Source organism: Nocardia sp. NPDC050413, assembly GCF_040655475.1.
GTDB classification, from domain to species: Bacteria; Actinomycetota; Actinomycetes; order Mycobacteriales; family Mycobacteriaceae; genus Nocardia; species Nocardia coubleae.
The window spans coordinates 351,491-376,529 of record NZ_JBFAJZ010000002.1; the positions used below are offsets into that span (position 1 = coordinate 351,491).

The window sequence follows — 25,039 nt, forward strand, 5'->3', positions numbered from 1 at the left end:
CCGTTAGGTGCACATGACCCAGGAGAATGCCGTGACTACGCCCGAGACCACATCAACCGTCGGCACCGCCCGCGTGAAGCGCGGCATGGCCGAGATGCTCAAGGGCGGTGTGATCATGGACGTGGTCACCCCGGAGCAGGCCAAGATCGCCGAGGACGCGGGCGCCGTCGCGGTCATGGCGCTCGAGCGGGTGCCCGCCGACATCCGCGCCCAGGGTGGCGTGTCGCGGATGAGCGACCCGGACATGATCGACGGCATCATCTCCGCGGTCTCCATCCCCGTGATGGCCAAGGCCCGCATCGGCCACTTCGTCGAGGCGCAGATCCTGCAGAGCCTGGGCGTGGACTACATCGACGAGTCCGAGGTCCTCACCCCCGCCGACTACGCCAACCACATCGACAAGTGGAACTTCACCGTCCCCTTCGTCTGTGGCGCCACCAACCTCGGTGAGGCCCTGCGCCGCATCACCGAGGGCGCGGCCATGATCCGCTCCAAGGGCGAGGCGGGCACCGGTGACGTCTCCAACGCCACCACCCACATGCGCACCATCCGCGCCGAGATCCGCCGCCTGACCTCCCTGTCCGAAGACGAGCTCTTCGTCGCGGCCAAGGAACTCCAGGCCCCCTACGAGCTGGTCCGCGAGGTCGCCAAGACCGGCAAGCTGCCCGTCGTCATGTTCACCGCGGGCGGCATCGCCACCCCCGCCGACGCCGCCATGATGATGCAGCTCGGCGCCGAGGGCGTCTTCGTCGGCTCCGGCATCTTCAAGTCCGGCAACCCCGAACAGCGCGCCGCCGCCATCGTCAAGGCCACCACCTTCTACGACGACCCCGACGTCCTGGCCAAGGTCTCCCGCGGCCTCGGCGAAGCCATGGTCGGCATCAACGTCGAAGAAATCCCCCAGCCCCACCGCCTCGCCGAGCGCGGCTGGTAATCCCTTCGGGACTCGCAGATTGCCACGGCGGGCGTCGCATCACGCGACGCCCGCCGTCCTGTAGTCATGACACCGCGTGAGCGTCGACCGTCCAATCGGGGCTGAGCGCCCGAAGTCGCCGGCTGTAACGACAGTTAGGATCGACGTGGGTCGGGCGTAAGAGATTCTGGCTCTGATGAATTCGGTCGGGAGGGGACCTTCGTGAGCCTGAAGGCCGGCAAGTCGCTGTTGCTGATCACCGATACGCTGTTGCTGCTCTATTGGGTTGCCGTCGCCGTGGAGGCGATCCCCGAGGAGTCGGCATTCCGCGACTACTCCGAGCCGATGATGCAGGCCTGGAACTGGTCCTTCCTTCCTCTCGACCTCGCCGCCGTGCTGTTCGGGTTCGCGGGTGTGTATCTGATGCGGGTCGGCCATCGCCACGGCTCGCTGGTGCTCACGATCGGGCTGACGCTCACATTCTGTGCCGGCTTCATGGCGCTCTCGTTCTGGGCGTTCTACGGAGATTTCAACCCAGGGTGGTGGATTTCCAACGCTGTGTTGATGGTCGTGCCCGTGATCGTCTTCGTGGCACTCGTCCTGGATCGCCCCGCTGGTGAGGGAACGGGCGCCTGACCCCGCTGCCCCTGAGGCACTGCCGAATGGGCGTACCGTACAGTCGGTCTGTGACCGTGCTCGACTTCTTCTTGCTGGTCGTCGCGGGATTCTTCACCGGGTTGATCGGGTTCGTCACCGGGATGGCGTCGATCGTTTCTTATCCGGCGTTGCTGGCTGTGGGGTTGCCGCCGGTGACGGCGAATGTGACCAATACCGTGGCGATGGTGGCCGTCGGGGTGGGGGCCACCGCCAATTCGGGGCGCGAACTCACGGGGCGGGGGCGCACGCTCGTGTGGTGGGCGGGGTTGTCGGCGCTGGGTGGGTTGCTCGGTGCGCTGGCGTTGCTGGTGGCGCCCGAGGGGACCTTCGAGGTGGTGGTGCCGTTCCTGGTGGCGGCGGCGTCGATCGCGTTGCTGGTGCAGCCGGTGGTTCGCAAGCATGTGGGGGAGCTCAGCGCGCCGTGGATCGTGCCGTTGGGGATCCTGCTGATCTCGGTGTACGGCGGGTACTTCGGGGCCGGTGCGGGTGTGATCTATCTGTCGATGATGCTGCTGTGCACCTCCGAATCCGTATGGAGCGCATCGGTTCTCAAGAGCTTCCTGCTCGGCATCGCCAATCTGGTCGCGGCTCTCGGCTTCGCGATGTTCGGGCCGGTGCACTGGTTCGCGGCGCTCGGGCTGGCGATGGGGGCGCTCGTCGGTGGGTGGTGCGGGCCGCCGGTGGTGAAGGTGATCCCGCCGAACCTGCTGCGGGTGACCGTCGGCGTACTCGGACTCGGGCTCGCGGTGTACCTGGCGCGCTGAACCCGCTCCGGGCGACACCGGACTCCGTAGCCTGAGAACGGTGCACCACTCCGATGTCGAAATCGCAATTCACGCAATAGAACTCGCGTCACAGGTGATCCGGTCGTCGTTCCACGCACCCGTCACCCGCTACGCCAAAGAGGGCGACGACTTCGCCACCCAGACCGACCTGGCCGCCGAACGCGCGATCCTCGAGGTCCTCACCGCAGCCCGTCCGCACGACCGGTTCGTCGCCGAGGAGTCCGGCACCACGGGGTCGCCGGGCGGCGACCGCACCTGGTTCGTCGACCCGCTCTGCGGCACAAGGAACTTCGCGGTCGGCACACAGCTCGTCGCGGTGAACGTCGCCTTGCGCATCAGGGACACCGTCCGCGCCGCCGCAGTCGGCGCCCCGTTCACCGGTGAGGTGTTCTGGACCTCGTGCGAGAACGCGTACCGCCGCCACGACGGCCACGACACCGTCCTGATCCCCGACGCGGGCAGCCGCCTGATCGACATCGACCTCGACAACCCGCTGCCCTGGTCCAGGCCCACCCGTCTGCTCGACAGCGTCGCCGCCGACTTCCACCCGCGCGTGCTGTCCACCTCGCTCGCCCTGGTCTGGGTCGCCGCGGGCAGGCGCGCCGCCTATGTCACCGGCGGCGACCTCCGCGACAATGTCCACTTCACCAGCGCGGTGGAAATCTGCCGCGCGGCGGGCTGCGTCGTCACTGGAATCGCAGGTCAACCACTATATTCCGCCCCGCACGGGCTCATCGCCGCCGCCGATGCCGACACCCACTCCCGCCTCGTCGACGCGATGCTCGCCCTACGCTGAAAGGGGCCTTCACAGGCGCGGTACCGGCACGTCTCAGACTTTCCTCAAAAACGCTGGGTAGCGTCCTGGCCGAGGCACCGTGGCCTGCGTCGTGTGGCGCCGGTACCGTGCCGTTGGCGCCCACAGGGCGAAAACCGTTGACCCGACGCAAAGGACGAGTGGATGAAGCTTCGTAGGACCGGACGTGTGGCGATCGCAGGCCTGGCCGTGGTCGCCGCACTGGGAATGAGTGCGTGCAGTGACGACAAGGGCGACAAGCCCGCCGCCAAGTCCACGACCAGTGCTCCGGCCACGACCACGGCCGCTGCCGCGGACCTGCCCCCCGTGCCGACGGTGGAGGAGCTCAACGCCCAGCTCAACACCGCGCTGGACCCCGAGGTGCCCAACGAGCAGAAGCTGGACTTCGTGCAGGGCGGCGAGGCCGATCCCGAGCTGCCGAACCGCCTGGCCGTCGCCGCCCGCGACGCCGGTGCGCAGGTGCAGGTCACCGAGGTGACCTCCTTCGGTGACAGCGTGAACGCCAAGGCGAACTTCACCGTCAACGGCCAGACCAATGTGGTCGACGTGCCGTTCGTCGCCGAGGACGGCAAGTGGAAGGTCCAGAAGTCGTGGGCCTGCACCATGCTCACAAACCTGGGCCAGCAGTCGGTCGCCTGCGCCTGATAGCGCCACGTGAAGCCCCGGTCGCGTTTGCGGCCGGGGCTTTCGCGTGTTTCAGTCGGTGCGCAGGGCCGCGCGATCCGGATGATCCCAGCGCACCGTCCAGGTAGCGGTCTCGGGATGTTCGGCGTCGTGGTCGCGCTGCGCGGGCAGGGTCCACTGGTGCTCGGGTGGGGTGCGGCGCAGTGCCGCCTGCGCGCTGAGCTCGAGCCGTACGGACAGGTCGACGTCGAGTCCGCGACCGAGCAGCATCGGCCCGGCCACGAACAGCACGAGATCGGCCGGAGCTGCCCGGATGCCCGCCCGCGCCGACCGGTCGCCTGCCTCGTCCCAGAGCGCGGGCAGCCAGCGCCCTGCGGTCCGCAGCGGAACCAGAATCTCCCGGCGTAGCGCGTCGTAGTCGAACCAGGCTGTGCGATAAGACCATTCGTCGGTTCGGCCGTACTCCATCCGCAGCGATGCGGGCCGGACGAAGGCGTGCAGTGACACCACCTCGGCAGACCGGCCCCGCCCGTTCAGGGTGTCGGCGACCAACTGGGCGAAGGCGACCGGTTCGGCGGCATCGGCCGCGTCGACCGCAACCACCCGGCGACCGGGCAGCTCGGAGACCCGCTCGGCGACCAGGCGGGCCAGGGTGGTGGGGGAGACGGGGGTGAACGACGGCACCACCCCATTTCAGCAAATTCCCGCTTCGCGCCGCCGAGCCGGACAAACCGCGCGGTCCGCCTAGCGATAATCTCGTCCGCATGGCGACAATCGAAGAGGCGCTCGAGGTCGAGCGGCTGGAACGCGACATCTTCCGTGGGGCGGCCACGGAATCCCAGCTGACGCGGACCTTCGGCGGTCAGGTCGCGGGCCGCGCGCTGGTCTCGGCGGTGCGCACGGTCGACCCCGCCTACCAGGTGCATTCGCTACACGGCTATTTCCTGCGCCCGGGCAACCCGGAAGCTCCCACCATCTACCAGGTGGAACGCATCCGCGACGGGCGCTCGTTCTGCACCCGCCGAGTCACCGGTGTGCAGGACGGCGAGGCGATCTTCACCATGGCCGCCTCCTTCCACCGCGGCGACGTCGGCCCGGAGCACCAGGACGTGATGCCGGTCATCGAGGGCCCGGAGAACCTGCCCGACGCCAAGACCACGCTGAGCCCGGAACGGTTGTGGGCCATGCGCGAATGGGAGCACTGGGACATCCGCACGGTCCCGCAGGATCAGGTCGCCCGCCGGGAAGGCACCGTCTCCCCGCAACAGGTGTGGTTCCGCTACCGGCACCCGTTGCCCGACGACCCGATGTTCCACGTCTGCACCCTCGCCTACATGAGCGATATGACGCTGCTCGGCTCGTCGAAGGTGACCCACCCCGGCGTGCCGACCCAGGACGCGTCCCTCGACCACGCCATGTGGTTCCTGCGCCCGTTCCGCGCCGACGAATGGCTGCTCTACGACCAGTCCTCGCCCTCGGCGGGCTTCGGCCGCGCCCTCACCGGCGGCCGGATCTGGGATCGCGAGGGCAACCTGGTCGCCGCCGTCGTGCAGGAAGGCCTCATCCGCACGCCGCGTGAGGCGTGAGCGCGCCCACACCGGCCGGGCTCGTAAGCTCAGCGGCTGTGAACGCAACATCCACGCCGACGATCGGTGTCCTCGCACTCCAGGGCGACGTGCGCGAACACGTTGCCGCGCTGCGCCACTGCGGCGCCGCACCGGTGCTGGTGCGCCGCGAGTCCGAGCTGGCCGCCGTCGACGGGCTGGTGCTGCCCGGTGGTGAGTCGACCGCCATCTCCAAGCTGCTGCAGGCCTTCGACCTGCTCGAACCGTTGCGTGCGCGGCTGCGCGAGGGGTTGCCCGCGTTCGGTTCGTGCGCGGGCATGATCCTGCTCGCCTCCGAGGTGCTCGACACCCGCCCCGACGCCCAGCACCTGTCCGGCATCGATATGACGGTGCGCCGCAACGCTTTCGGTCGCCAGGTCGACTCGTTCGAGACCGACCTCGACTTCAGCGGCCTCGACACGCCCGTGCGCGCGGTGTTCATCCGCGCGCCGTGGGTGGAACGGGTCGGTGACGGCGTCGAGGTGCTGGCGCGGGTGCCGCACGGCCCGGCGCAGGGCCGGATCGTGGCCGCCAGGCAGGGCAATGTCGTGGCGACCTCGTTCCATCCCGAGGTCACGGGTGATCTTCGGGTGCACGAGCTGTTCGTCGACCTCGTGCGCAAGGCAGGGTGAACCTCCGCGTCCACCGGCGTGGCGGGCACGAGTAGGCTGGTTCGAGCTTGTCCGCCCGGGCAGACGCGCAACCGACCTGAAGGAAGTAGGGCATGAGCGGCCACTCCAAATGGGCCACCACCAAGCACAAGAAGGCGGGAATCGACGCCAAGCGCGGCAAACTCTTCGCCAAGCTGATCAAGAACATCGAGGTGGCGGCTCGCACGGGTGGCAGTGACCCGGCGGGCAACCCGACGCTGTACGACGCCATCCAGAAGGCCAAGAAGTCGTCGGTCCCCAACGACAACATCGAGCGCGCCCGCAAGCGTGGCGGCGGCGAGGAAGCCGGCGGCGCCGACTGGCAGACCATCATGTACGAGGGCTACGGGCCCAACGGTGTCGCCGTGCTGATCGAGTGCCTCACCGACAACCGCAACCGCGCCGCCGGTGAGGTGCGCGTCGCGATGACCCGCAACGGCGGCAACATGGCCGACCCGGGTTCGGTGGCCTACCTGTTCGCCCGCAAGGGTGTGGTGACCCTCGAGAAGAACGGCCTCACCGAGGACGACGTCCTCGACGCGGTCCTCGACGCCGGCGCCGAAGAGGTCAACGACCACGGCGACGCCTTCGAGATCATCAGCGAGCCCGGCGATCTGATCGCGGTGCGAACCGCGCTGCAGGCCAAGGGCATCGACTACGACTCGGCCGAGTCCGGTTTCCAGGCTTCGGTGTCGGTGGCGGTCGACGCCGAGGGTGCCCGCAAGGTGCTCAAGCTGATCGACGCCCTCGAAGACAGCGACGACGTGCAGAACGTGTACACCAACGTCGACATCTCCGACGAGGTCGCCGCCGAGCTCGACGACGAGTAGACCTTCCCCCGTGCCGCCCCGGCCGTGAATTCGGCTGGGGCGGTTCGTGTCTCTACTCCCGGTAGTGGTCGGCCAGCGCCGGGTAGTAGTCGGCGAAGTCGGGTCGTTCGGTGTTGGTGCAGGCGGCGACGAACATGTCCGCGTAGTACTCCCAGCCCGGGCCGATCTGCGAGGTCTCGGCCAGCTGGTACTCCGAGGTGAGGTGGTGGACCAGCCGCACCTGGGTAGCGGTGCCGGTGTCGAGCAGGGTCACCTCCATGCGCCACAGCCCGATCTGATCGGCCGAGGACACGGCAAGACGCACCGGCGGGGTGCAGTCGTCGATGCGCATCTCGGTCCAGGGCTGCCCGTCCTCGAACCGCAACTGCACCTGGATCATGTTCCCGGCGCCGGGTTCCCCCTCCCAGGTGCCGTACCAGCCCGCGGTCAGGTCGGGATCGGTCAACCGTCCCCACACCTGTTCGATCGGTAAGGCCAGTGACCGGGTGATCACCAGGTCGCGCCCGTTTTCGGTCGGTACGATCTCGCCGGTCGGCATCGGCATGACGCGGTTCTCCCTCGCTCGAACGCCTCGGACAACAGGTCGACATCGACGGTACGCCGCCGGTAATCTCCGAGCGGGGATATTCGCGTGACCAGCACAATGTCGGTATGACTCGGATCGAGGCGGTACGCGCAGACATCACCGAACAGCACGTGGATGCGGTCGTGAACGCCGCGAACTCCTCACTGCTCGGCGGTGGGGGAGTCGATGGCGCCATCCACCGCAAAGGTGGCCCCCAGATCCTGTCCGAATGCCGCGACCTACGCGCCGCGAAATACGGGCGAGGGCTGCCGACCGGCCAGGCTGTCGCCACCACCGCGGGCAACCTTCCCGCCCGCTGGGTGATCCACACCGTCGGCCCGGTGTGGTCGGCGACCGAGGACCGCTCGGCCCTGCTGGCTTCCTGCTACCGCGAATCCTTACGGGTAGCAGACGAATTGGGCGCTCGCACGGTGGCGTTCCCGGCGATCTCCACCGGCATCTACGGCTGGCCGATGGACGACGGCGCCCGCATCGCCGTGGAAACGGTGCGCGCCACCGACACGGCCGTCGACGAGGTGCGGTTCGTGCTGTTCGACGACCGCGCCCTCACCGAATTCACCGCGGCCCTGTCGACCAGCTGAGTGCGGGCAGTTGAGCGGCTGCTACGGACGGCATCGGTGGGTACCGCCCGGGCTGTATCTGCGCCTGTCCGTGAAAACCTCTGTGCCGCAGGCAGGCTGGGCCTACTGCGTGACTCGACGTGATTCGAGGCCGTCGAGGATCAGGTCGAGGCCGAAATCGAACTCGGCGGTGTGGTCGTAGCCGGGTCGCAGGGCGTGGTCGACGATCATCTCGGTGAGGTAGGGCAGTTCCGCGGTCGGCAACTGGTCGAGGATGCCGCCCGCCACCTCCTCCAGGTCGTCGGGGGTGGTGATCGGCAGATTCGCCTCCTGCAGCACATACCCGTCGACGTAGCTGTCGATGAGCGAGATCGCGTGGGCCGCCATCGAGAGCGAGAAGCCCGCTCGCCGCAGGACACCGAGGACGGCGTCGTGGTGCCGCAGGGTCGCCGGGCCCGGGTTGCGCCGCGAATCCATGAGACCGAGTGCCCAGCTGTGCCGGGACAGCACCGCGCGAGCGGAATGCGCGCGCGAACGGATCGCCGCTCGCCAATCCTCGAAGTCCCCGGTCGGTAGTTCGATCTCGGCGAAGACGGCGTCGACCACGCCGTCGAGAACAGCGTCCTTGTTCGGCAGGTGGTGATACAGCGACATCGCCTCCACCCCGAGTTCCTGCGCGATCCGGCGCATGGTGATCGCCTCGACGCCGCCGCGATCGGCCACCCGGATCGCGCCTTCCAGTATCCGTTCGCGGCTCAGCGGTCGACGTGTCGAGGGAGTCGGCATATTGACAATCTTACAGTCGTAAGTCAGCCTTACATATGTAAGAACGAGCGAAGGAGGCCGCTGATGCCGATGCCGAGATGGTGGGGTCAGGTGAACAAGCGGGTGTTCAACCCGCGAGCCCTCGCGAGCGGCAAATGGCCGGTGCTCATCCACACCGGTCGCGTCTCCGGAGTCACCCACCACACCCCGCTGGACGCCCATCCGATCGAGGGCGGGTACCTGTTCGTCCTGGTCTACGGCTCCCGTTCGGACTGGGTCCGCAATGTCCTCGCCGCGGGCAGCGCTCGCCTGCGCGTCGACGGCACCGAAGTGGATCTCACCTCCCCACGCGTGATCGGCCGCGAGGAAGCCGCCCGCGTCCTGCCGACGGAGGTCACCCGACCGCCCGCCGTCCTGCGCATCACCGAATTCCTGCGGATGGACCGCGCGGGCTGACGACCGTGTCGGACCCCGCTGCCACACTGGCGCGCATGACGGAAAATGCGCTGCCGTTTCGGGTACGGATCCCGGTGCGAGTGTCCGATCTCGATCTGCAACAACACGTGACGGGAGCGGCCTATCAGCAGTTCGCCGACCACGCACGATTCGCGTGCGTGGGCGCGGCCGGTGTGTCGGTTGCCGACATGCTGGCCGACGGCATCGGGCCGGTGAACCTCGAACTCACCGTGCGCTACCTGCGCGAGCTGCGCGCCGGCGACACCGTCGAGGTCGACTGCCGCTGGGAGTGGGGGACCGGCAAGACCTACCGGGTCGAACACGAACTGCGCCGCGACGACGGCGAACTCGCCGCCACCGTGTCGTACCTGAGCGGCATGCTCGACCTGACCGAGCGCAAACTCCTGCACGAACCGAGACGCATCTGGGCCGAACGGGCGATCGAGCCCGCATTACTCGGTCTGCCCTGAGTGCGACGACCGCCTCGTGTCGCTGGTCGGGCGGTGTGCCGCAATGCTTTAGACTTTCGAACAACTGTTCGTGTCTTCGAAGGGGCTGCCGGTGCGGGTGATGGGCGTCGATCCCGGGCTCACCCGGTGCGGGCTCAGCATGGTGGACAGCGGTCCCGGCCGTAAGGTCGTCGCCCTCGACGTGGGCGTGGTGCGGACACCGCCGGAGGCCGAGCTGGCCCTGCGGTTGATGGCGGTGGCCGACGCCGCCGAGGAGTGGATGGACACCCATCGACCGGAGGCGGTGGCGATCGAGCGGGTGTTCGCGCAGCACAATGTGCGCACCGCGATGGGAACCGCGCAGGCCGGTGGGGTGATCGCGCTGGCGGCGGCCCGGCGGGGCATCCGGGTGGCGTTCCATACCCCCAGCGAAGTGAAAGCGGCTGTCACGGGCAATGGTTCGGCCGACAAGGCGCAGGTCACCGCCATGGTGACCAGAATCCTCGGCCTGCAGGTCGCACCGAAACCGGCCGATGCCGCCGATGCGCTCGCCCTGGCGATCTGTCATTGTTGGCGGGCGCCGCTGCTCGACCGGATGGCGGCCGCACAGGCGAAGGCCGACGAGGTGCGTCGCCGCTACGAACAACGGCTCGCCGAACAACGGAAGGTGGTACGCGGGTGATCGCGTCGGTACGCGGTGAGGTCCTCGAGATCGCGCTCGACCATGTGGTGATCGAGGCCGCGGGCGTCGGCTACCGCCTCAACGTCACCCCGGCCACCCTGGCCGGGCTCACCCGCGGCGAGGAAGCCCGCCTCTTCACGGCCATGATCGTGCGCGAGGACTCGATGACCCTGTTCGGGTTCGCCGACACCGAAGCCCGCGACCTGTTCGGCCTCCTACAAACCGTGTCCGGCGTCGGCCCGCGCCTCGCCATGGCGGTCCTGGCCGTCCTCGAACCCGAAGCACTGCGAAAAGCGTTGGCGGAGAGCAATGTCGCCGCCCTCACCCGGGTACCGGGCATCGGCAAACGCGGTGCCGAACGCATGGTCGTCGAACTGCGCGACAAGGTGAACCTGGTGCCCGTCCCGGCCGGACCGCCCGGCGCCGAAACCCCGGTCACCCCGGTACGCGAGCAGGTCGTCGAAGCGCTCATCGGCCTCGGCTTCCCGGCAAAGCAGGCCGAACAGGCCGTCGACACCGTCCTGGCCGACCAGCCCGCCGCCACCACCTCCGTGGCCCTGCGCGCCGCCCTCGGTCTGCTCGGCAAGAACAGGTAACCCATGGACGACGAGTTCGACACCGACGAATCCGCCCTCGCCGCCCGGTATCTCAGCACCGACGGCGACACCGAGACCGGCCTGCGCCCCACTTCGCTCGACGACTTCATCGGCCAGCCACGCGTGCGCGAACAGCTCGCCCTCGTCCTGCGCGGCGCCCGGCAACGCGGCGCCACCCCCGACCACGTCCTGCTGTCCGGCCCACCCGGTCTCGGCAAGACCAGCATGGCGATGATCATCGCAGGCGAACTCGGCACCGCCCTTCGCATCACCTCCGGGCCCGCCCTGGAGCGCGCGGGCGACCTGGCCGCCATGCTGTCGAACCTGGTCGAAGGCGATGTGCTGTTCATCGACGAGATCCACCGCATGGCGCGCCCCGCCGAGGAAATGCTGTACCTGGCCATGGAGGACTTCCGGGTCGACGTGGTGGTCGGCAAAGGCCCCGGCGCCACCTCCATCCCGCTCGACATCGCACCGTTCACCCTGGTCGGGGCGACCACCCGGTCGGGCGCGCTCACCGGCCCGCTGCGCGACCGGTTCGGCTTCACCGGCCACATGGACTTCTACGACACCGACGAACTGCTGCAGATCCTGCTGCGCTCGGCCCGCATCCTCGGCGTCCACATCGAACACGACGCCGCCGCCGAGGTCGCGGGCCGCTCCCGGGGCACGCCGCGCATCGCCAACCGGCTGCTGCGCCGAGTGCGCGACTTCGCCGAGGTCCGCGCCGACGGCCTCATCACCCGCGAGATCGCCCAGTCCGCGCTCGAGGTCTACGACGTCGACGTACTCGGCCTCGACCGGCTCGACCGGGCCGTGCTCGGCGCGCTGGTCCGCGGCTTCGGCGGCGGACCGGTCGGGGTGTCGACGCTGGCGGTCGCCGTCGGCGAGGAAGCCGCGACGGTGGAAGAGGTGTGCGAACCGTTCCTGGTGCGCGCCGGACTCGTCGCGCGCACCCCGCGCGGACGGGTCGCCACCGCCGCCGCGTGGGAGCATCTCGGCCTGGTGCCACCACCGGATCTGGTGTTCGGCGCCATCGAAGTGCGTGGGCGCGAACCACAGCCGAGCCTCGACCTGTTCGACCGGTAGCGGCGCCTGCCGGACGGGCGCGTCGTCGATACGTCGTCTAATGTCGGCTGGGTGGCAGTCCATGCGGTGGTCCAACGCGTCCCCGAACCGTTACGCTCCCTGTTGCTCCAGCACCGGGAGCTGCTGAAGTTCGCCATGGTCGGCGCCGTCACCTGGTTCATCGACACCGGCGTGGTCTACGCGGTGAAACTCACCGTGCTCGGCGACAAGCCGCTCACCGCGCGTCTGCTCGGCGCGTTGATCGCGACCATCGCCTCCTACATCCTCAACCGCGAATGGTCCTTCCGCACCCGTGGCGGCAGGCAGCGCAGCCACGAGGCGGCCCTGTTCTTCACGGTCAGCGCGCTGGGCATCGTGGTCACCATGATCCCGCAGGCGCTGTCGCTGTACGTGCTGAATCTGCGTGTGCCGCACGTGGATCCGATGGTGCAGATGGTCGCGAACTTCATCTCCGGCCAGATCCTCGGCGTGCTGCTGGCCATGGCGTTCCGCTTCTGGGCCTTCCGCCGCTACGTCTTCCCGGACGATCTGCGCGAAGCGGAACTGCACAGTATCCAGGGTTAATGTGACCGTTCGAGGTTTTCCAGGGCGGCGATGACGAGGTCGACGAAGGCGTCGACCTCTTCGCGGGAGTAACCACGCGTGCCGAGACGGCTGTCCGTGAAACGGACACCGCGCACGTCGGCGGCGGTGAGGCTGCCCGGGCCGTTGTGGGCCAGGGTGGCCGCGACCAGATCGAGGAAGGCGTCGACCTCCTCCTCGTGATAGCCGCGACGGCCGACCGCGGACTGGCTGAACCGCATGCGGTGCACGTCGTCGGGGGTGAGCATCGCGGCGATCTCCTCCCCGGGGCGGGGCGCGGGCACGGGGGAGGCGCCCTTCTGGCGGTGTTCCAGCTCGGTCCTGACCCGGTCGAGGAAATCGTCGACCTGGTCGGCCTGGTAACCGCGACCACCGAAACGGGGCGCGCCGAAGTGGACATGGCGGACGTCGTCGGCGGTGAGACCACCGTGTCCGTGCAGGGTCGCCGACACCTTCTCCAGGAAAGCGTCGACCTCGTCGGCGTGGTAGCCACGATGGCCGAGGGTGGGCATGGCGAAGTGGGTGCGGCTCACATCGTCGGGCGTCACAGCGGTCATTGTGTCAGGAGTGCCCTTCTATCCCAGAGGTTTTCGACGGCAGCGCATCGCGACTGTACACCGGCGCAGCGGCCGGTCGCGGGCCACAGAATTATGTGTCATGATGTAACACATACATCGGTGTGTGGAGGTTCGACGTGGCGCCTCAGCGGGATGCGGTCATCATCGGGGCGGGTTTCGGCGGCATGGGTGCCGCCATCGAACTCGACCGGCTCGGGCTGCGCGATTTCGTCGTTCTCGAACGCGAGGACGACCTCGGCGGCACCTGGCATGTGAACCGGTATCCGGGCCTCGCGGTGGACATCGCCTCGGTGACCTACTCCTATTCGTTCGAACCCAATCCGTACTGGAGCAGGTTGTTCGCGCCCGGCGCCGAGCTGAAGAAGTACGCCGAACACGTCGCCGACAAATACGGGCTGCGCGGGCGGATGCGGTTCGGCACCGAGGTGCGGAGCGCGCGCTGGGACGACGACAACGAACAATGGGTGGTGAGCATCGCGGGCGGCGAACCCCTCACCGCGCGGTACCTGATCACCGCCACCGGCTTCCTGTCCCAGCCCTACACGCCGCCGTTCCCCGGCATCGAGTCCTTCGCGGGCAAGATCATCCACTCCACCGACTGGGACGACGGCTACGATCTCACCGACCGCCGCGCCGCCGTGATCGGCACCGGTGCCACGGCGGTGCAGCTGGTCCCCGAGCTGGCCGCGAAGGTGGCGTCACTGACGGTTTTCCAGCGCACTCCCATCTGGGTAGTTCCCAAGATCGACGGCCCGATTCCCGCCGTGGTCCAGCGTGCGTTCGCGGCGGTCCCGCTCACCCAGAAGGCGGCGCGGCTGGCCAACACCGCCCTGCTCGAGGCGATCATGCTGGTGGGGGTGCTGCACTACAAGCAGGCCAAACCGCTCAACACCGCCGCCGCCCTGCTGGCCAAGGCGCACCTGTTCGCCCAGGTACGCGACGCGGACACCCGGGCCAAGCTCACCCCGCACTACGACTTCGGCTGCAAGCGGCCGACCTTCTCCAATGCCTACTTCGCGACCTTCAACCAGCCACACGTGCGCCTGGAAACCGAGTCGATCGACCACGTCGAACCCGACGGCATCGTCACCGCCGACGGGCACAAGACGGTTGTCGACACCTTGGTCCTGGCGACCGGCTTCAACCTGTGGGACGCGAACTTCCCCGCCATCGAGGTGATCGGGCGCGACGGGCGAAATCTCGGAAAGTTCTGGCGCGACAATCGCTTTCAGGCCTACGAGGGCATCACGGTGCCGAAGTTCCCGAACTTCCTTTCGCTGAACAGCCCCTATTCCTACAGTGGGCTGTCGTACTTCACCACCATCGAGACCCAGATGAAGCACATGGGCAGGCTGTTCACCGAGCTGTTCCGGCGCGGGGAACACACCTTCGAGGTCACCGAGGCGGCCAACGCCCGCTTCCTCGACCGGGTGACCGCCGACCTCGATTCGTCGGTGTTCTACGGCGGCGACTGCTCCGGTGCGCGCAGCTACTACTTCAACCAGCACGGTGAGGCCGCGCTGCTGCGCCCCACCAGCACGCTGTCGGCGCACCGCGAGGCGGTCGGTTTCCCGCTGGACGACTACACCTACGGGTGCGGTGCGTGACCGTGGTTTCGCCGCGCGCGGCGGTGTCCGGTGTGTCGGCGCGGCGGGGAACTGGCAGACTGTCAGGCGTACCTGCACCGTCCACCACTGACTAGGGACTGACTTCGACGATGGACTTCCTGTTTCCGCTGCTGATCCTGGCCCTGCTCGTGCCGATGTTCTTCGGTATCCGTAAACAGAAGCGGGAGGCCGAGAAGGTCGCGAGCATGCAGGAGAGCCTGAAGGTCGGTGACCAGGTGGTCACCACGTCGGGCCTGTACGGCACCGTCGTCGATATCGACGATTCGACGGTCGACCTGGAGATCGCCGAGGACGTCGTCACCACGTGGCTGCGTCAGGCCATCCGTGAGGTGCGCATCGAGGAGCCGGTGGCCGCCGAGGCCGCCGACGCGACCGACGCCCCCGTCGAAGAGGCCGTCGATCAGACCGAGACCCGGCTGACCAAGGACTCCTGAGCAGTTCCCTTCCCCCGCCGGGCGACGTACGAGCGCGCCCGGCCGGGCACTGTTGTGCCCACCGATTCGGCCTCGACTTCCGCCTAGGAGATGACCTGCTGTGCCACCTTCCCAAGGATCGGCGCATCCGTTCCGGTTGCTCGGCGTCTACGCCGCGCTGCTGGCCGTGATCTACGCGCTGGTGTTCTTCACCGGTGACCATTCGCCCAAGCCCAAGCTCGGTATCGACCTGCAGGGCGGCACCCGCGTCACGCTGACCGCGCGTACCCCCGACGGCAACGAACCGAGCCGCGAGAGCCTGCAGAAGGCGCAGGAGATCATCGAGAACCGTGTGAACGGTCTCGGCGTCTCGGGCTCCGAGGTGGTCATCGACGGCACCAACCTCGTGATCACGGTGCCGGGTGAGGAAAGCCAGCAGGCACGCGCCCTGGCCACCACCGCCAAGCTCTACATCCGTCCGGTGCTCGGTGCGACCCAGCCGCAGACCGGTGGAGCCGCACCGCAGCAGCCGGTGCCCGGTGCGCCGTCCGCCGACCCGAACGCGCCCGCACCTGGTCAGGCTCCCACGACCGGCGACCCGAACGCGCCCGCGACCGGCGATCCCGCGACCCCCGCGCCCGAGGCGACCACCCCGGCGCCGCAGTCGCGTGTGTTCCCGGCCCAGGCCCCGCCGACGCCGACCCCGCCGCCCGCCGATCTCACGCCCGCCCAGCAGCAGGCCAAGGAGATCGCCGACGCCAAGGCGCTGCGGCAGAGCACCGACCAGAACATGCAGCAGGTCGCGGTCATGAGCATGGACTGCACCAAGCCCGACCCGCTCGCGGGCAACGACGACCCGGCCCTGCCGCTGGTCACCTGCTCGCAGGACGGCACCGAGGTGTTCCTGCTCGGCCCGAGCCGCATCGACGGCCAGGAGATCGCCGACGCCACCTCGGGCTTCAACGCCCAGCAGGCCCGCCACGAGGTGAACCTCGAGTTCCGTTCCACCGGTACGGACGCCTGGGCCGCGCTCACCGGCGAGTACGTCAACAAGCGGGTCGCGTTCGTGCTCGACTCGAAGGTCGTGAGCGCCCCGCAGGTGCAGCAGGGCCCGCAGCTCGGCGGCAGCACCTCCATCTCGGGCAGCTTCACCGCCGACAGCGCGAGCGAGCTGGCCAACACTCTCAAGTACGGTTCGCTGCCGCTGTCGTTCACCACCTCCGAGGCGGAGACGGTGTCGGCCACGCTCGGCCTGGCCGCACTCAAGGCCGGTCTGCTCGCCGGTGCGGTCGGTCTGCTCGCGGTGCTGCTGTACTGCCTGTTCGTGTACCGGATGCTCGGCTTCCTCGCCGGGTTCTCGCTGATCGCCGCCGGTTTCGCCGTGTACGGCATCATCGTGCTGCTCGGGCGCTGGATCGGGTTCACCCTCGACCTGGCCGGTATCGCCGGTCTGATCATCGGTATCGGTCTGACGGCCGACTCGTTCGTCGTGTTCTTCGAACGCATCAAGGACGAGATGCGTGAGGGCCGCAGCTTCCGTTCGGCCGTGCCGCGCGGCTGGGCCCGCGCGCAGCGGACCAACCTCTCGGGTAAGACGGTCAGCCTGATCGCCTCGGTCGTGCTGTACCTGCTCGCCGCCGGTCAGGTGAAGGGCTTCGCGTTCACCCTCGGTGTCACCACCGTGCTCGACGTGATCGTGCTCTACCTGGTCACCGCCCCGCTGCTGATGCTCGCCGCGCGCTCGCCGTTCTGGGCGAAGCCGTCGGTGAACGGCTTGGGTTCGGTGCAGCAGATCGCCAGGGAACGTGGCGCGGGCCAGGTCCGGCCGAAGGAGATGTCACGATGAGAAATGCCGATCCGACGACTGAATCGCTGAACCTGGACAAGGCCGAGCCCACCGCGTCCCCGCAGCACGGGTTCTTCGAACGGCTCTACACCGGTACCGGTGGCTTCCCGATCGTCAGCAGGCGCAAGTTCTTCTACACGATGTCGGCGGTGCTGCTGCTGATCTCGCTGCTGAGCATCGCGGTGCGCGGGTTCACCCTCGGTATCGACTTCGAGGGCGGCTCGCGCATCCAGGTGCCGGCGCTCGCGAATGTCACCACCCAGGAGGTGGAGGACGTCTACGCCGAGACCCTCGGCCACGGCCCGGTGACGGTGCAGGAGGTCGGTTCCGGTTCCGCCGCGACCATCCAGGTGCGCTCGGAGACCCTCGACAAGGACCAGACCGACCAGCTGCAGGGCGCGTTGCGCGCGATGCTCGAGCAGGAGTCGGGCACCTCGGTCGGCCTGGAAGCCATCAGCATCGCCGAGATCAGCGAGACCTGGGGTGGCCAGATCACCCAGAAGGCGCTGATCGCGCTCGCGGTGTTCGTGGCGCTGACGATGATCTACATCGCGATCCGCTTCGAACGCGACATGTCGATCGCGGCGATCGTGTCGCTGTTCTTCAACCTCATCGTCACGGCGGGCATCTATTCGCTGGTCGGGTTCGAGGTGACCCCGGCCGCGGTGATCGGTCTGCTCACGATCCTCGGTTACGTGCTCTACGACAACGTGGTCGTCTTCGACAAGGTCGAGGAGAACACCCGCGGCGTCCTGCACCTGCACAAGCGCACCTACGCCGAACAGGCCAACCTGGCCGCCAACCAGACCCTGATGCGCTCGATCAGCACCACCGTCATCGGCATCCTGCCGATCATCGGCATGCTGGTGATCGCGGTGTGGATGCTCGGTGTCGGCACGCTGAAGGACCTCGCGCTGGTACAGCTGGTCGGCATGATCGTCGGCGCCTACTCCTCGATCTTCCTCGCCGTTCCGGTGCTGGTGTCGATCAAGGAACGCTGGGGCCCGATCGCCGCGCACACCAGGAAGGTGCTCGACAAGCGTGCCGGTGGCGGCACCACGCGTGTGCCGGTGACGGCGGGAGCCCGCGCGGCGCGCGGTCCCCGGCCCACCGACGCGGGTGCGCCCAGGCCCGGCGCGCGGCCGAGCGGAAAGCGGCACAAGGGCAGGCACTGACGGCACGAGCAGGGGTCTCATCATGCGACGCAGCACGATTCGGCTGATCACCGTCCTCGCCGCGGCAGGCGTCGGCGCCGGTCTGGTGACCGGGTGTTCGACCAAGAACCAGGTGCCCTCGATCGGTTACGCCGTCGACGCGGCGGTCGCCAGCTACAACGGCGGCAGCACCCTCGGCGCGAGCAGCGGCGCGGCGGCGGTGTTCGGCCGCGTGCTCACCGGGTTCTTCTACACCGGACCCGATGGTCAGCAGGTCGCCGACACCGACGCGGGCACCGCCAAGGAGGTGCCGGGCGAGACCCAGACCGTGCAGTACCGGCTCAATCCCGACGGGGTGTACTCCGACGGGGTCGCGACCTCCTGTGACGATCTGGTGCTCGCCTGGTCGGCCCGGTCGGGCCGGTTCACCCGGCCGGGTGATCGCGGCCAGGCACCGATGTTCGACGCCGCGAGCACCGACGGCTACGACGACATCGAGCGGGTGGACTGCCAGCCGGGGTCCAAGGACGCCACCGTGGTGTTCCGTCCCGGCAGGCACTACCTGCCGTGGCGCACCCTGTTCACCGCAGCCGAGCTGATGCCTGCCCACGTGGTGGCCCAGGCGGTCGGTGTACCGAACGTGGTCGACGCGTTGCAGTCCGGTGACGGCGCGGTGATCGGCCGGATCGCCGACTTCTGGAACTCGGGCTGGACCATGGCACCGGGCGAACTGGATCTCACCAAGTTCCCGTCGTCGGGTCCGTACCGCATCGAATCCTTCACCGCCGAAGACGGTTTGGTGCTCGTCGCCAACGAGAAGTGGTGGGGATCGCCGCCCGAGACCAGCCGCATCGTGGTCTGGCCCAGGGGCACCGACTACGCGGCCAAGGCCGCGGAGAACGCGCTCGGCGTGGTCGACCTCGGCGCGGGCTCGGTGACCGACCTGGCCCTGGAGGGATTCGACGAGCAGACCGTCCCCGGCCGCGGCGCCGAACAGCTCGTGCTCGGCACGGACGGGGTGTTCGCGCGGGTGGAGACGCGGCGTGCCTTCGCCCAGTGCGTCCCGCGCCAGGCCCTGTTCGACACCCTCGGCAAAGCCGGTGAGGTGCCCCCGAGCGGCCTCGGCTCGGGGACGTTGAATTCGCGGGTGGTGCAACAGGATTCGCTGTACTACGGCGCCGTGTCCGGGTCCGGCGACCGCTATCGCGGCACCGATATCCCCGGTGCCACAGCGACACTCGCCTCGGCGGGTACCGCCCAGCCGACCATCCGGATCGGCTACCTGACCCCCGATGCCCGCCGGGCGAAGACCGTGGCGATGATCGCGGAATCCTGCCGTGGGGCGGGCATCACCGTCGTCGACGCGGGCGCACCGGATTTCACGCCGGCCAAGCTCGGCGAGGGCGCGGTGGACGCGGTGCTCGGCAGTACGGCGGCGGTGCCGGGACCGGCCGGATCGGCGACCGGTGTCGCCGCGTTCGCCGCTTTGCGGGCGGGTAACGGGCTCGATGCGGGAGGTTTCGGGAACGCTCGCTACGATGCCATCACCGATCAGCTTGCGGGCGAGACCGATTCGACCGCGACGCTGAATCTGCTGACCGAGGCCGAGAACCTGCTGTGGGCGCAGCTGCCGAGCATCCCGTTGTTCGCCACTCCGCGCACCATCGCGTTCGGTAACGGCATGCAGAACGGGATCCCCGGGCCGACGCAGGCGGGCACCGGGTGGAATATGGACCGCTGGGTGTTGCAGCGGTGAGTCGTGGACGTGAGACAGAGGTGGCGATGAGTAAGCACGCGGTGGTCGAATCCGCCGATCAGGTCGGCGAGCGGACCGCCAAGGCCGCCGACGCGGTCGCCCGGCTCACCCGCTGGCACGACGACTTCCCCACTCCCGGCGTGCGTTTCGCCGATCTCACCCCCGTCTTCGCCGATGCCGAGGGCTTCCGCGCGGTCATCGACTGCTTCGCCGCCGTCGCCACCGACGTGGACCTGGTCGCCGGGGTGGACGCGCGCGGCTTCCTGCTCGGCGCCGGGGTGGCCGCCACCCTCGGCACCGGGGTGCTGGCCATCCGCAAGGGCGGCAAGCTGCCCCCGCCGGTCGTCTCGCGCGAGTACCAGCTCGAATACGGCAGTGCCGCACTGGAGATTCCCGCCGACGGGGTGGAGCTCGCGGGCAAGCGCATCCTGCTGCTCGACGACGTCCTCGCCACCGGCGGCACCCTCGCCGCGGCGGCGGGCCTGTTCACCGAGGTCGGTGCCGAGGTGGTCGCGGCGGCCGTCGTGCTGGAACTCGAATTCCTGAAGGGCCGCGAGCACCAGGGTGACTACCCGGTGACCTCGATCGTCAAGCTCTAGGTTCGCGCCACATCGGCCACACCGACGGCCCGTCGGGCAGGTGCAGTTCGCCGGTGACGACGAAGCCGAAACGTTCGTAGTAGGCGATGTTGTCGGCGTTGCTCGATTCGAGGTAGGCGGCGCTGCCCTCGGTGTCGCAGCGGTCCAGGCGTGAGCGCAGCAGCGCCCCGCCGTAGCCGCCGCCACGCACGTCGGGGGCGGTGCCGATCACCGACAGGTACCAGTGCGGTCGGCTCGGATGGTGCTTCTTCAGCAGGTCACCGACCGTTTTGCCCGCCAGGATCCGGCGGCCGAACGCCCGCCACAGCCCGGGCATGGCACGCAGGTCGGCGCCGAAGGAACCGTATGGTCCCGGCGGTGCCCACAGGGTCGCACCGCCGATGGTGCCGTCGGGTCGGGTCGCGAGTTCGCAGGCGCCGAGCGGAACGAAGTAGTGCCTGGCCATCGCACCGAAGAACCAGGGCAGGCCGGCGGCCCGGCGCTGCGGGTCCGGCAGGATCCAGCTCATCACCGGGTCGTGCTGGAACGCCGAGGCCAAGGTTTCGGCCAGCGCCCCCACGTCGGCCTGTTTCGCCGCGCGCACTGTGGTCAACACATCTGTCACCTTCCACTGACGGTGGGCGCTGCTCGCCCGCCGGTTGTCGATCGCCCGTCCGTGTTCACCATGTCCAGCTCGTCCGCAGCGGCCCGAGCTGCCCACCGCGCAGCGTCGCACGGCAGACCTGTTCCTTCAGCAGTGCGGCCGTGCGGCCGGTGAGGACCGCGGGGAGCGGGCGGTCGGTGAGGTCGGAGAACTGGATGAGCGCGTCGCGGCGCCCCAGGCTCACGGACTGGCCGATGTACTTGCGGCGCAAGGGTTTCGGCTCACGACCTGCGAGAACTCGCAGGACGGTCTCGGCGGCGTGCACGCCGCAGGGCACCGCGGCCTGACAGCTCATCCGCAGCGGGTTCGTGCCGAGGGCGACCGCGTCACCGGCGCCGACGATGTTCGGACTCGTTGTGCTGACCAGGGTGTCGTCGACGAGCATGGCCCCGGCCGCGTCCACTTCCAGCCCGCTCGACCTGGCCAGGTCCGAGGGCGCGAAGGCGGTGGTGGTGATCGCGAGGTCGGTGTCGAGGACCGTGCCGTCGACGAGGGTGATCTTGTCCTGGGCGATCGCCGTGACGGCCACCTGGTCGACCACTGTCACTCCTAGTGCCGTCAATGCGGTGCGCGCGCGGACACGCCCTCGCGCGGACAGGCTGTGGCCGAGTTCGCCGGTCACCAATCGCACTCGCACAGCACCGGTTTCGGCGAGTTCGGCGGCGGTTTCGATGCCGGTGAGGCCACCACCGATCACCGTCACCGTGGCGCCGGCGGGCAGGTCGGCCAGCCGCAGGCGGGCGCGGTCGGCTTCGGCGCGGGTGCCGACCGAGACGGCATGCTCGGCCGCACCCGCGATACCGGTGTCGTCGGTGTGGCTGCCCGGGGCGTAGACGAGGTGGTCGTAGCCGATCTCGTCGCCGGAATCGGTCCGCACGTGGTGGTGCCGGGCGTCGATGACCTGCGCGGTGGCGGTGACGATGCATACGGCGTCGGGCAGGACACTGCACAGCGGCCGATGGGCTCGGTGCGTGCCCGCGATGTACTGGTGCAACCGGATGCGTTCCACGAAGTCGGTGCCCGGATTCAGCAGCGTCACCTGGACGCCGGGATGGCGGGCCAGGCGCTTGGCGGCGCTGATCCCGGCGTACCCGCCACCGAGGACAACCACGTCGGCCTTCATCTACGACCCCCTCTGTCCACGTTCGTCTTTCACGATAGTGACCTGTCGCGCACCGAGGGTGTGCAGGTGAGCGGGCTCACGCGCGAAAAATAGGGTGGCGTGGTCCGGGGGACCGGTGTTATCAATGAAGGGTCTTGTTCCCGGCGATCGGAGTCATGCGTTGATTTCTTGAGGTAGCGCTTTCGGGCGGTCCGCACTGTGCGCACCGCGTATCCGTCGCACCTCGAGGTGGTCCGCATGTCTACGCTGTCTTTTTCCGATCTCACTTTCCACTGGCCCGACGGCACCGTCGTCTTCGACGGCCTCGATGCCACCATGGGGCCCGGCCAGATCGGTCTGGTCGGTGCCAACGGCGCCGGGAAGTCCACGCTGCTGCGGCTTATCGCCGGTGAACTGCGCCCGACGCGCGGATCGATCACCGTGCCGGGTGATCTCGGGTATCTGCGTCAGGATCTCGGCATGCGCACCGGTCAGCGCGTCGATGCCGTGCTCGGGATCGACACGCTCCGGGCGGCACTGCACCGTATCGAGAACGGCTCGGCCGATGCCGCCGACTTCGACACCGTCGGCAATCAGTGGCAGGTGGAGGACGAGGCTGTCGCGCTGCTCGGCAAACTCGGCCTCGACTACGTGGCCGGATCCGTCGCCGACCTCGACCGCACCCTCGACACCCTCTCCGGCGGGGAGACGGTGCTGCTCGGCCTGGTCGCCGAACTGCTGCGCGAACCGGATGTGCTGCTGCTCGACGAACCGACCAACAACCTCGACTCGGTCGCGCGGGCACGGCTCTACACGGTGATCCGCCAGTTCACCGGCACGGTGATCGTGGTCAGCCACGACCGCGAACTGCTCGACCGGATGGACGGTATCGCCGAACTCCGGGCGGGTGAAATCCGGTTGTTCGGCGGCAATTTCACCGACTACGAACGCGTCGTCGAGGCCGAACAGCAGGCCGCGCTCGCCGCCGTGCGCGACGCGCGCAGCGACGTCCGCAAACAGGCACGTGAACTGGAAGCGGCCAGGATCAAACTCGACCGCCGAAAGCGCTACGGGCAGAAGATGTTCGACACCAAGCGTGAGCCGAAGATCGTGATGGGCAACCGCAAGCGCAGTGCCGAGGTGTCGGCGGGCAAGCTGCGCAACTCCCACATCGACAAACTCGACACCGCTCGCGAAACCCTCGACCAGGCCGAGGAGTCGGTGCGCGCCGACCGGGAGATCCGGATCGAACTGCCCGGCACCCGGCTGTACCCGGGACAGGACGTGATCGCCCTCGACCAGGTGCGACTGGCCAACGGCCCCGTCGTCGACCTGCGGGTGAGCGGGCCGGAACGGATCGCGCTCACCGGACGCAACGGCGCGGGCAAGACCACCCTGCTGCGGCGGATCGTCGCGGAGGGCCCGAAGGTGGCGTGGCGGTTGCTGCCCCAGCGGCTCGACGTGTTCGACGACGCGCGATCGGTATTCGAGAACGTGGCCGATGCCGCACCGCACGCCTCGGCCGAGCAGATCCGGGGACAGCTGGCGCGCTTCCTGTTCCGCGGTGCCGACGCCGACATCCCGGCGTCGGCGCTGTCGGGCGGGGAACGGCTGCGGGCCGCGCTGGCGACGCTGCTGCTCGCCGAACCCGCGCCCAAGCTGCTGATGCTCGACGAACCGACCAACAATCTGGATCTGCCGAGCCTGGCGCATCTCACCCAGGCCCTGGCAAGCTTCGAGGGTGCGCTGATCGTGGTGAGCCACGATCAGCGGTTCCTGGACGACATCGGCGTCACCCGGACCCTCGAACTCACCCCCGACGGGCTGGTCGAGTAGGCAGGGGCATGATCGGGGACGACCGATACCCGCGGCGTTCGCCCGGGGACGACGAACAGATGGGGTGACGTGGAGCAGTCCGTTGTGTCGATCGACGTGGTGACGTTGCGATGCTGGGAGGGCGACACCGGCGTGCGCGTGGGCATCGCGGCCCGCGAATTCGAACCCTTCACCGGGCAGCTGGCCCTGCCGGGTGTCCTGCTGGGGCGGGGCGAGCGCCTGGTCGAGGCCGCCCGCCGCGCGGTCCTGGGCAAACTCGGCGTGCCCGACACCGCGATCGTCGCGGTCGGCCAGCTGCGCACCTTCGACGAACCACACCGCGACCCCCGTGGCCCCACCCTCGCGATCGCCATGTGGGCGGTTGTCGCCGAACACGAGGGCCCCGCCGAATGGGTCGATTTCGACGAGGTGCCCCCGCTGGCCTTCGACCACAACCACATCATCGACACCACCCGGCCCGCGCTCGCCGCCCTCCTCTGGAAAGACCCAGCCTTCACCCGCGCCCTGGCAGGCGCCGAATTCCCCGCCACCCGCGCCGTCGACCTCACCACCGCCCTGCACGGCACGCGCCCCGACCCCGCCAACCTCAACCGCACCCTCGCCACCATCCCCGGCCTGCACCGCACCGGCGAACGCCGCCGGGTCCGGGCCACCGGTCGCCCGGCTGTTGTCTGGGCCTTCGACGACTGATCCGCGTCATGGCGCCGAGCACGCGCGTATTCAGCCGGAAGATCGATTGCCGCCGGGCGCATACGTGCGTTCAGTCTCGGAGGGCAATGGCAGCCTGGTCGCAGAGCGCATGCTCGACGTTCGGTCGGATACGGCCGTCGCCGCCGACGCAT

At 68.8% G+C, this 25,039-nt stretch carries 29 protein-coding genes; 23 read left to right on the forward strand and 6 right to left on the reverse strand.

The annotated features are described in order from the left end of the window. Positions 1-13: 13 nt before the first annotated feature. The 5 genes from pdxS to AB0I19_RS07655 all read left to right on the forward strand — a co-directional run bounded on the left by pdxS (position 14) and on the right by AB0I19_RS07655 (position 3,814). Positions 14-934 (forward strand): pyridoxal 5'-phosphate synthase lyase subunit PdxS, encoded by a 921-nt coding sequence (gene pdxS / locus AB0I19_RS07635; RefSeq protein ID WP_357145818.1) that lies wholly within the window; start codon positions 14-16, stop codon positions 932-934. Between the two features lie 201 nt (positions 935-1,135). Beyond that, on the forward strand, positions 1,136-1,549 hold the full coding sequence (locus tag AB0I19_RS07640) for a DUF5360 family protein (protein WP_357145820.1): 414 nt from the start codon (positions 1,136-1,138) through the stop codon (positions 1,547-1,549). Positions 1,550-1,599: 50 nt separating this feature from the next. After that, positions 1,600-2,334 carry a sulfite exporter TauE/SafE family protein gene (locus tag AB0I19_RS07645; RefSeq protein WP_067492931.1) on the forward strand — a complete coding sequence of 245 codons (735 nt, stop codon included), beginning with the start codon at positions 1,600-1,602 and terminating at the stop codon, positions 2,332-2,334. A 40-nt stretch (positions 2,335-2,374) separates the two neighbouring features. Continuing rightward, positions 2,375-3,151 carry an inositol monophosphatase family protein gene (locus AB0I19_RS07650; RefSeq protein ID WP_357145823.1) on the forward strand — a complete coding sequence of 259 codons (777 nt, stop codon included), beginning with the start codon at positions 2,375-2,377 and terminating at the stop codon, positions 3,149-3,151. Positions 3,152-3,313: 162 nt separating this feature from the next. Further along, complete coding sequence (locus tag AB0I19_RS07655) at positions 3,314-3,814, forward strand: hypothetical protein (RefSeq protein WP_357145825.1); 501 nt, start codon at positions 3,314-3,316, stop codon at positions 3,812-3,814. Between the two features lie 51 nt (positions 3,815-3,865). On the opposite strand, the gene AB0I19_RS07660 is transcribed toward AB0I19_RS07655, so the two are convergent. Then, positions 3,866-4,477 carry a hypothetical protein gene (locus tag AB0I19_RS07660; RefSeq protein ID WP_357145826.1) on the reverse strand — a complete coding sequence of 204 codons (612 nt, stop codon included), beginning with the start codon at positions 4,475-4,477 and terminating at the stop codon, positions 3,866-3,868. Between the two features lie 80 nt (positions 4,478-4,557). Between AB0I19_RS07660 and AB0I19_RS07665 the strand changes: the two genes are divergently transcribed. The 3 genes from AB0I19_RS07665 to AB0I19_RS07675 all read left to right on the forward strand — a co-directional run bounded on the left by AB0I19_RS07665 (position 4,558) and on the right by AB0I19_RS07675 (position 6,877). Further along, a complete protein-coding gene (locus AB0I19_RS07665) occupies positions 4,558-5,379 on the forward strand; it encodes an acyl-CoA thioesterase II (RefSeq protein WP_357145829.1) in 822 nt (273 codons plus the stop codon). Between the two features lie 38 nt (positions 5,380-5,417). After that, entirely contained in the window at positions 5,418-6,029 is a 612-nt protein-coding gene (gene pdxT, locus AB0I19_RS07670; RefSeq protein ID WP_357145832.1) for a pyridoxal 5'-phosphate synthase glutaminase subunit PdxT, read from the forward strand. A gap of 92 nt (positions 6,030-6,121) precedes the next feature. After that, a complete protein-coding gene (locus AB0I19_RS07675) occupies positions 6,122-6,877 on the forward strand; it encodes a YebC/PmpR family DNA-binding transcriptional regulator (protein WP_357145834.1) in 756 nt (251 codons plus the stop codon). A gap of 52 nt (positions 6,878-6,929) precedes the next feature. Here the strand turns inward: AB0I19_RS07675 and AB0I19_RS07680 are convergent, their stop codons facing one another. Continuing rightward, on the reverse strand, positions 6,930-7,421 hold the full coding sequence (locus AB0I19_RS07680; protein WP_067492943.1) for an SRPBCC domain-containing protein: 492 nt from the start codon (positions 7,419-7,421) through the stop codon (positions 6,930-6,932). Between the two features lie 107 nt (positions 7,422-7,528). Between AB0I19_RS07680 and AB0I19_RS07685 the strand changes: the two genes are divergently transcribed. Beyond that, a complete protein-coding gene (locus AB0I19_RS07685) occupies positions 7,529-8,044 on the forward strand; it encodes an O-acetyl-ADP-ribose deacetylase (RefSeq protein ID WP_357145837.1) in 516 nt (171 codons plus the stop codon). Positions 8,045-8,146: 102 nt separating this feature from the next. Here the strand turns inward: AB0I19_RS07685 and AB0I19_RS07690 are convergent, their stop codons facing one another. After that, on the reverse strand, positions 8,147-8,809 hold the full coding sequence (locus AB0I19_RS07690) for a TetR/AcrR family transcriptional regulator (RefSeq protein WP_357145840.1): 663 nt from the start codon (positions 8,807-8,809) through the stop codon (positions 8,147-8,149). A 63-nt stretch (positions 8,810-8,872) separates the two neighbouring features. On the opposite strand from AB0I19_RS07690, the gene AB0I19_RS07695 reads away from it, so the two are divergent. The 6 genes from AB0I19_RS07695 to AB0I19_RS07720 all read left to right on the forward strand — a co-directional run bounded on the left by AB0I19_RS07695 (position 8,873) and on the right by AB0I19_RS07720 (position 12,624). Further along, on the forward strand, positions 8,873-9,244 hold the full coding sequence (locus AB0I19_RS07695) for a nitroreductase/quinone reductase family protein (protein ID WP_357145843.1): 372 nt from the start codon (positions 8,873-8,875) through the stop codon (positions 9,242-9,244). A gap of 35 nt (positions 9,245-9,279) precedes the next feature. Continuing rightward, positions 9,280-9,714, forward strand: coding sequence for an acyl-CoA thioesterase (locus AB0I19_RS07700; RefSeq protein ID WP_357145846.1), 435 nt, complete (start codon positions 9,280-9,282; stop codon positions 9,712-9,714). 91 nt (positions 9,715-9,805) lie between these two features. After that, positions 9,806-10,375: a crossover junction endodeoxyribonuclease RuvC gene (ruvC, locus tag AB0I19_RS07705; RefSeq protein WP_067636642.1), complete on the forward strand. Its 570-nt coding sequence runs from the start codon at positions 9,806-9,808 to the stop codon at positions 10,373-10,375. Next, positions 10,372-10,971 carry a Holliday junction branch migration protein RuvA gene (ruvA, locus tag AB0I19_RS07710; protein WP_357145848.1) on the forward strand — a complete coding sequence of 200 codons (600 nt, stop codon included), beginning with the start codon at positions 10,372-10,374 and terminating at the stop codon, positions 10,969-10,971. The genes ruvC and ruvA overlap by 4 nt, the downstream gene beginning before the upstream one ends. 3 nt (positions 10,972-10,974) lie before the next feature. Further along, complete coding sequence (gene ruvB, locus AB0I19_RS07715) at positions 10,975-12,060, forward strand: Holliday junction branch migration DNA helicase RuvB (RefSeq protein WP_067636163.1); 1,086 nt, start codon at positions 10,975-10,977, stop codon at positions 12,058-12,060. A gap of 51 nt (positions 12,061-12,111) precedes the next feature. Next, the gene (locus AB0I19_RS07720; RefSeq protein ID WP_166655711.1) at positions 12,112-12,624 is read left to right on the forward strand and encodes a GtrA family protein; all 513 of its coding nucleotides are present in this window, start codon (positions 12,112-12,114) and stop codon (positions 12,622-12,624) included. Here AB0I19_RS07720 and AB0I19_RS07725 read toward each other — a convergent pair. Next, complete coding sequence (locus AB0I19_RS07725) at positions 12,621-13,199, reverse strand: DivIVA domain-containing protein (RefSeq protein WP_067492959.1); 579 nt, start codon at positions 13,197-13,199, stop codon at positions 12,621-12,623. The two genes, AB0I19_RS07720 and AB0I19_RS07725, sit on opposite strands and share 4 nt — an antisense overlap. 137 nt (positions 13,200-13,336) lie before the next feature. Here AB0I19_RS07725 and AB0I19_RS07730 point away from each other — a divergent pair, with 137 nt between their 5' ends. The 6 genes from AB0I19_RS07730 (at position 13,337) to AB0I19_RS07755 (ending at position 20,616) form a co-directional block, all read left to right on the forward strand. Beyond that, positions 13,337-14,827 carry an NAD(P)/FAD-dependent oxidoreductase gene (locus AB0I19_RS07730; RefSeq protein ID WP_357145853.1) on the forward strand — a complete coding sequence of 497 codons (1,491 nt, stop codon included), beginning with the start codon at positions 13,337-13,339 and terminating at the stop codon, positions 14,825-14,827. A 110-nt stretch (positions 14,828-14,937) separates the two neighbouring features. Further along, entirely contained in the window at positions 14,938-15,282 is a 345-nt protein-coding gene (yajC, locus tag AB0I19_RS07735) for a preprotein translocase subunit YajC (RefSeq protein WP_225280580.1), read from the forward strand. A 100-nt stretch (positions 15,283-15,382) separates the two neighbouring features. After that, positions 15,383-17,107: a protein translocase subunit SecD gene (gene secD / locus AB0I19_RS07740; protein WP_357145854.1), complete on the forward strand. Its 1,725-nt coding sequence runs from the start codon at positions 15,383-15,385 to the stop codon at positions 17,105-17,107. Beyond that, positions 17,104-18,282, forward strand: a complete 1,179-nt coding sequence (gene secF, locus AB0I19_RS07745) for a protein translocase subunit SecF (RefSeq protein ID WP_357145857.1) — start codon at positions 17,104-17,106, stop codon at positions 18,280-18,282. Before secD ends, secF begins: the two co-directional genes overlap by 4 nt. 22 nt (positions 18,283-18,304) lie before the next feature. Continuing rightward, complete coding sequence (locus AB0I19_RS07750; protein ID WP_357145860.1) at positions 18,305-20,017, forward strand: ABC transporter substrate-binding protein; 1,713 nt, start codon at positions 18,305-18,307, stop codon at positions 20,015-20,017. Between the two features lie 26 nt (positions 20,018-20,043). Beyond that, positions 20,044-20,616 (forward strand): adenine phosphoribosyltransferase, encoded by a 573-nt coding sequence (locus tag AB0I19_RS07755; protein WP_225280584.1) that lies wholly within the window; start codon positions 20,044-20,046, stop codon positions 20,614-20,616. On the opposite strand, the gene AB0I19_RS07760 is transcribed toward AB0I19_RS07755, so the two are convergent. Next, positions 20,606-21,211, reverse strand: a complete 606-nt coding sequence (locus AB0I19_RS07760) for a GNAT family N-acetyltransferase (protein ID WP_357145863.1) — start codon at positions 21,209-21,211, stop codon at positions 20,606-20,608. The two genes, AB0I19_RS07755 and AB0I19_RS07760, sit on opposite strands and share 11 nt — an antisense overlap. Positions 21,212-21,275: 64 nt before the next feature. Beyond that, on the reverse strand, positions 21,276-22,382 hold the full coding sequence (locus tag AB0I19_RS07765; protein ID WP_357145866.1) for an FAD-dependent oxidoreductase: 1,107 nt from the start codon (positions 22,380-22,382) through the stop codon (positions 21,276-21,278). Between the two features lie 237 nt (positions 22,383-22,619). Here AB0I19_RS07765 and AB0I19_RS07770 point away from each other — a divergent pair, with 237 nt between their 5' ends. Continuing rightward, complete coding sequence (locus AB0I19_RS07770; RefSeq protein WP_357145869.1) at positions 22,620-24,197, forward strand: ABC-F family ATP-binding cassette domain-containing protein; 1,578 nt, start codon at positions 22,620-22,622, stop codon at positions 24,195-24,197. 69 nt (positions 24,198-24,266) lie between these two features. Beyond that, positions 24,267-24,887: an NUDIX hydrolase gene (locus AB0I19_RS07775; RefSeq protein ID WP_357145871.1), complete on the forward strand. Its 621-nt coding sequence runs from the start codon at positions 24,267-24,269 to the stop codon at positions 24,885-24,887. Positions 24,888-25,039 lie beyond the last annotated feature (152 nt).

Coding starts and splice junctions, on each gene's coding strand:
- pdxS (WP_357145818.1), top strand. CDS start 14: ATGACCCAGGAGAATGCCGTGACTACGCCCGAGACCACATCAACCGTC.
- AB0I19_RS07655 (WP_357145825.1), top strand. CDS start 3,314: ATGAAGCTTCGTAGGACCGGACGTGTGGCGATCGCAGGCCTGGCCGTG.
- AB0I19_RS07665 (WP_357145829.1), top strand. CDS start 4,558: ATGGCGACAATCGAAGAGGCGCTCGAGGTCGAGCGGCTGGAACGCGAC.
- AB0I19_RS07675 (WP_357145834.1), top strand. CDS start 6,122: ATGAGCGGCCACTCCAAATGGGCCACCACCAAGCACAAGAAGGCGGGA.
- AB0I19_RS07680 (WP_067492943.1), bottom strand. CDS start 7,421: ATGCCGATGCCGACCGGCGAGATCGTACCGACCGAAAACGGGCGCGAC.
- AB0I19_RS07685 (WP_357145837.1), top strand. CDS start 7,529: ATGACTCGGATCGAGGCGGTACGCGCAGACATCACCGAACAGCACGTG.
- AB0I19_RS07690 (WP_357145840.1), bottom strand. CDS start 8,809: ATGCCGACTCCCTCGACACGTCGACCGCTGAGCCGCGAACGGATACTG.
- AB0I19_RS07695 (WP_357145843.1), top strand. CDS start 8,873: ATGCCGATGCCGAGATGGTGGGGTCAGGTGAACAAGCGGGTGTTCAAC.
- AB0I19_RS07700 (WP_357145846.1), top strand. CDS start 9,280: ATGACGGAAAATGCGCTGCCGTTTCGGGTACGGATCCCGGTGCGAGTG.
- ruvB (WP_067636163.1), top strand. CDS start 10,975: ATGGACGACGAGTTCGACACCGACGAATCCGCCCTCGCCGCCCGGTAT.
- AB0I19_RS07725 (WP_067492959.1), bottom strand. CDS start 13,199: ATGACCGCTGTGACGCCCGACGATGTGAGCCGCACCCACTTCGCCATG.
- yajC (WP_225280580.1), top strand. CDS start 14,938: ATGGACTTCCTGTTTCCGCTGCTGATCCTGGCCCTGCTCGTGCCGATG.
- secF (WP_357145857.1), top strand. CDS start 17,104: ATGAGAAATGCCGATCCGACGACTGAATCGCTGAACCTGGACAAGGCC.
- AB0I19_RS07750 (WP_357145860.1), top strand. CDS start 18,305: ATGCGACGCAGCACGATTCGGCTGATCACCGTCCTCGCCGCGGCAGGC.
- AB0I19_RS07755 (WP_225280584.1), top strand. CDS start 20,044: ATGAGTAAGCACGCGGTGGTCGAATCCGCCGATCAGGTCGGCGAGCGG.
- AB0I19_RS07765 (WP_357145866.1), bottom strand. CDS start 22,382: ATGAAGGCCGACGTGGTTGTCCTCGGTGGCGGGTACGCCGGGATCAGC.
- AB0I19_RS07770 (WP_357145869.1), top strand. CDS start 22,620: ATGTCTACGCTGTCTTTTTCCGATCTCACTTTCCACTGGCCCGACGGC.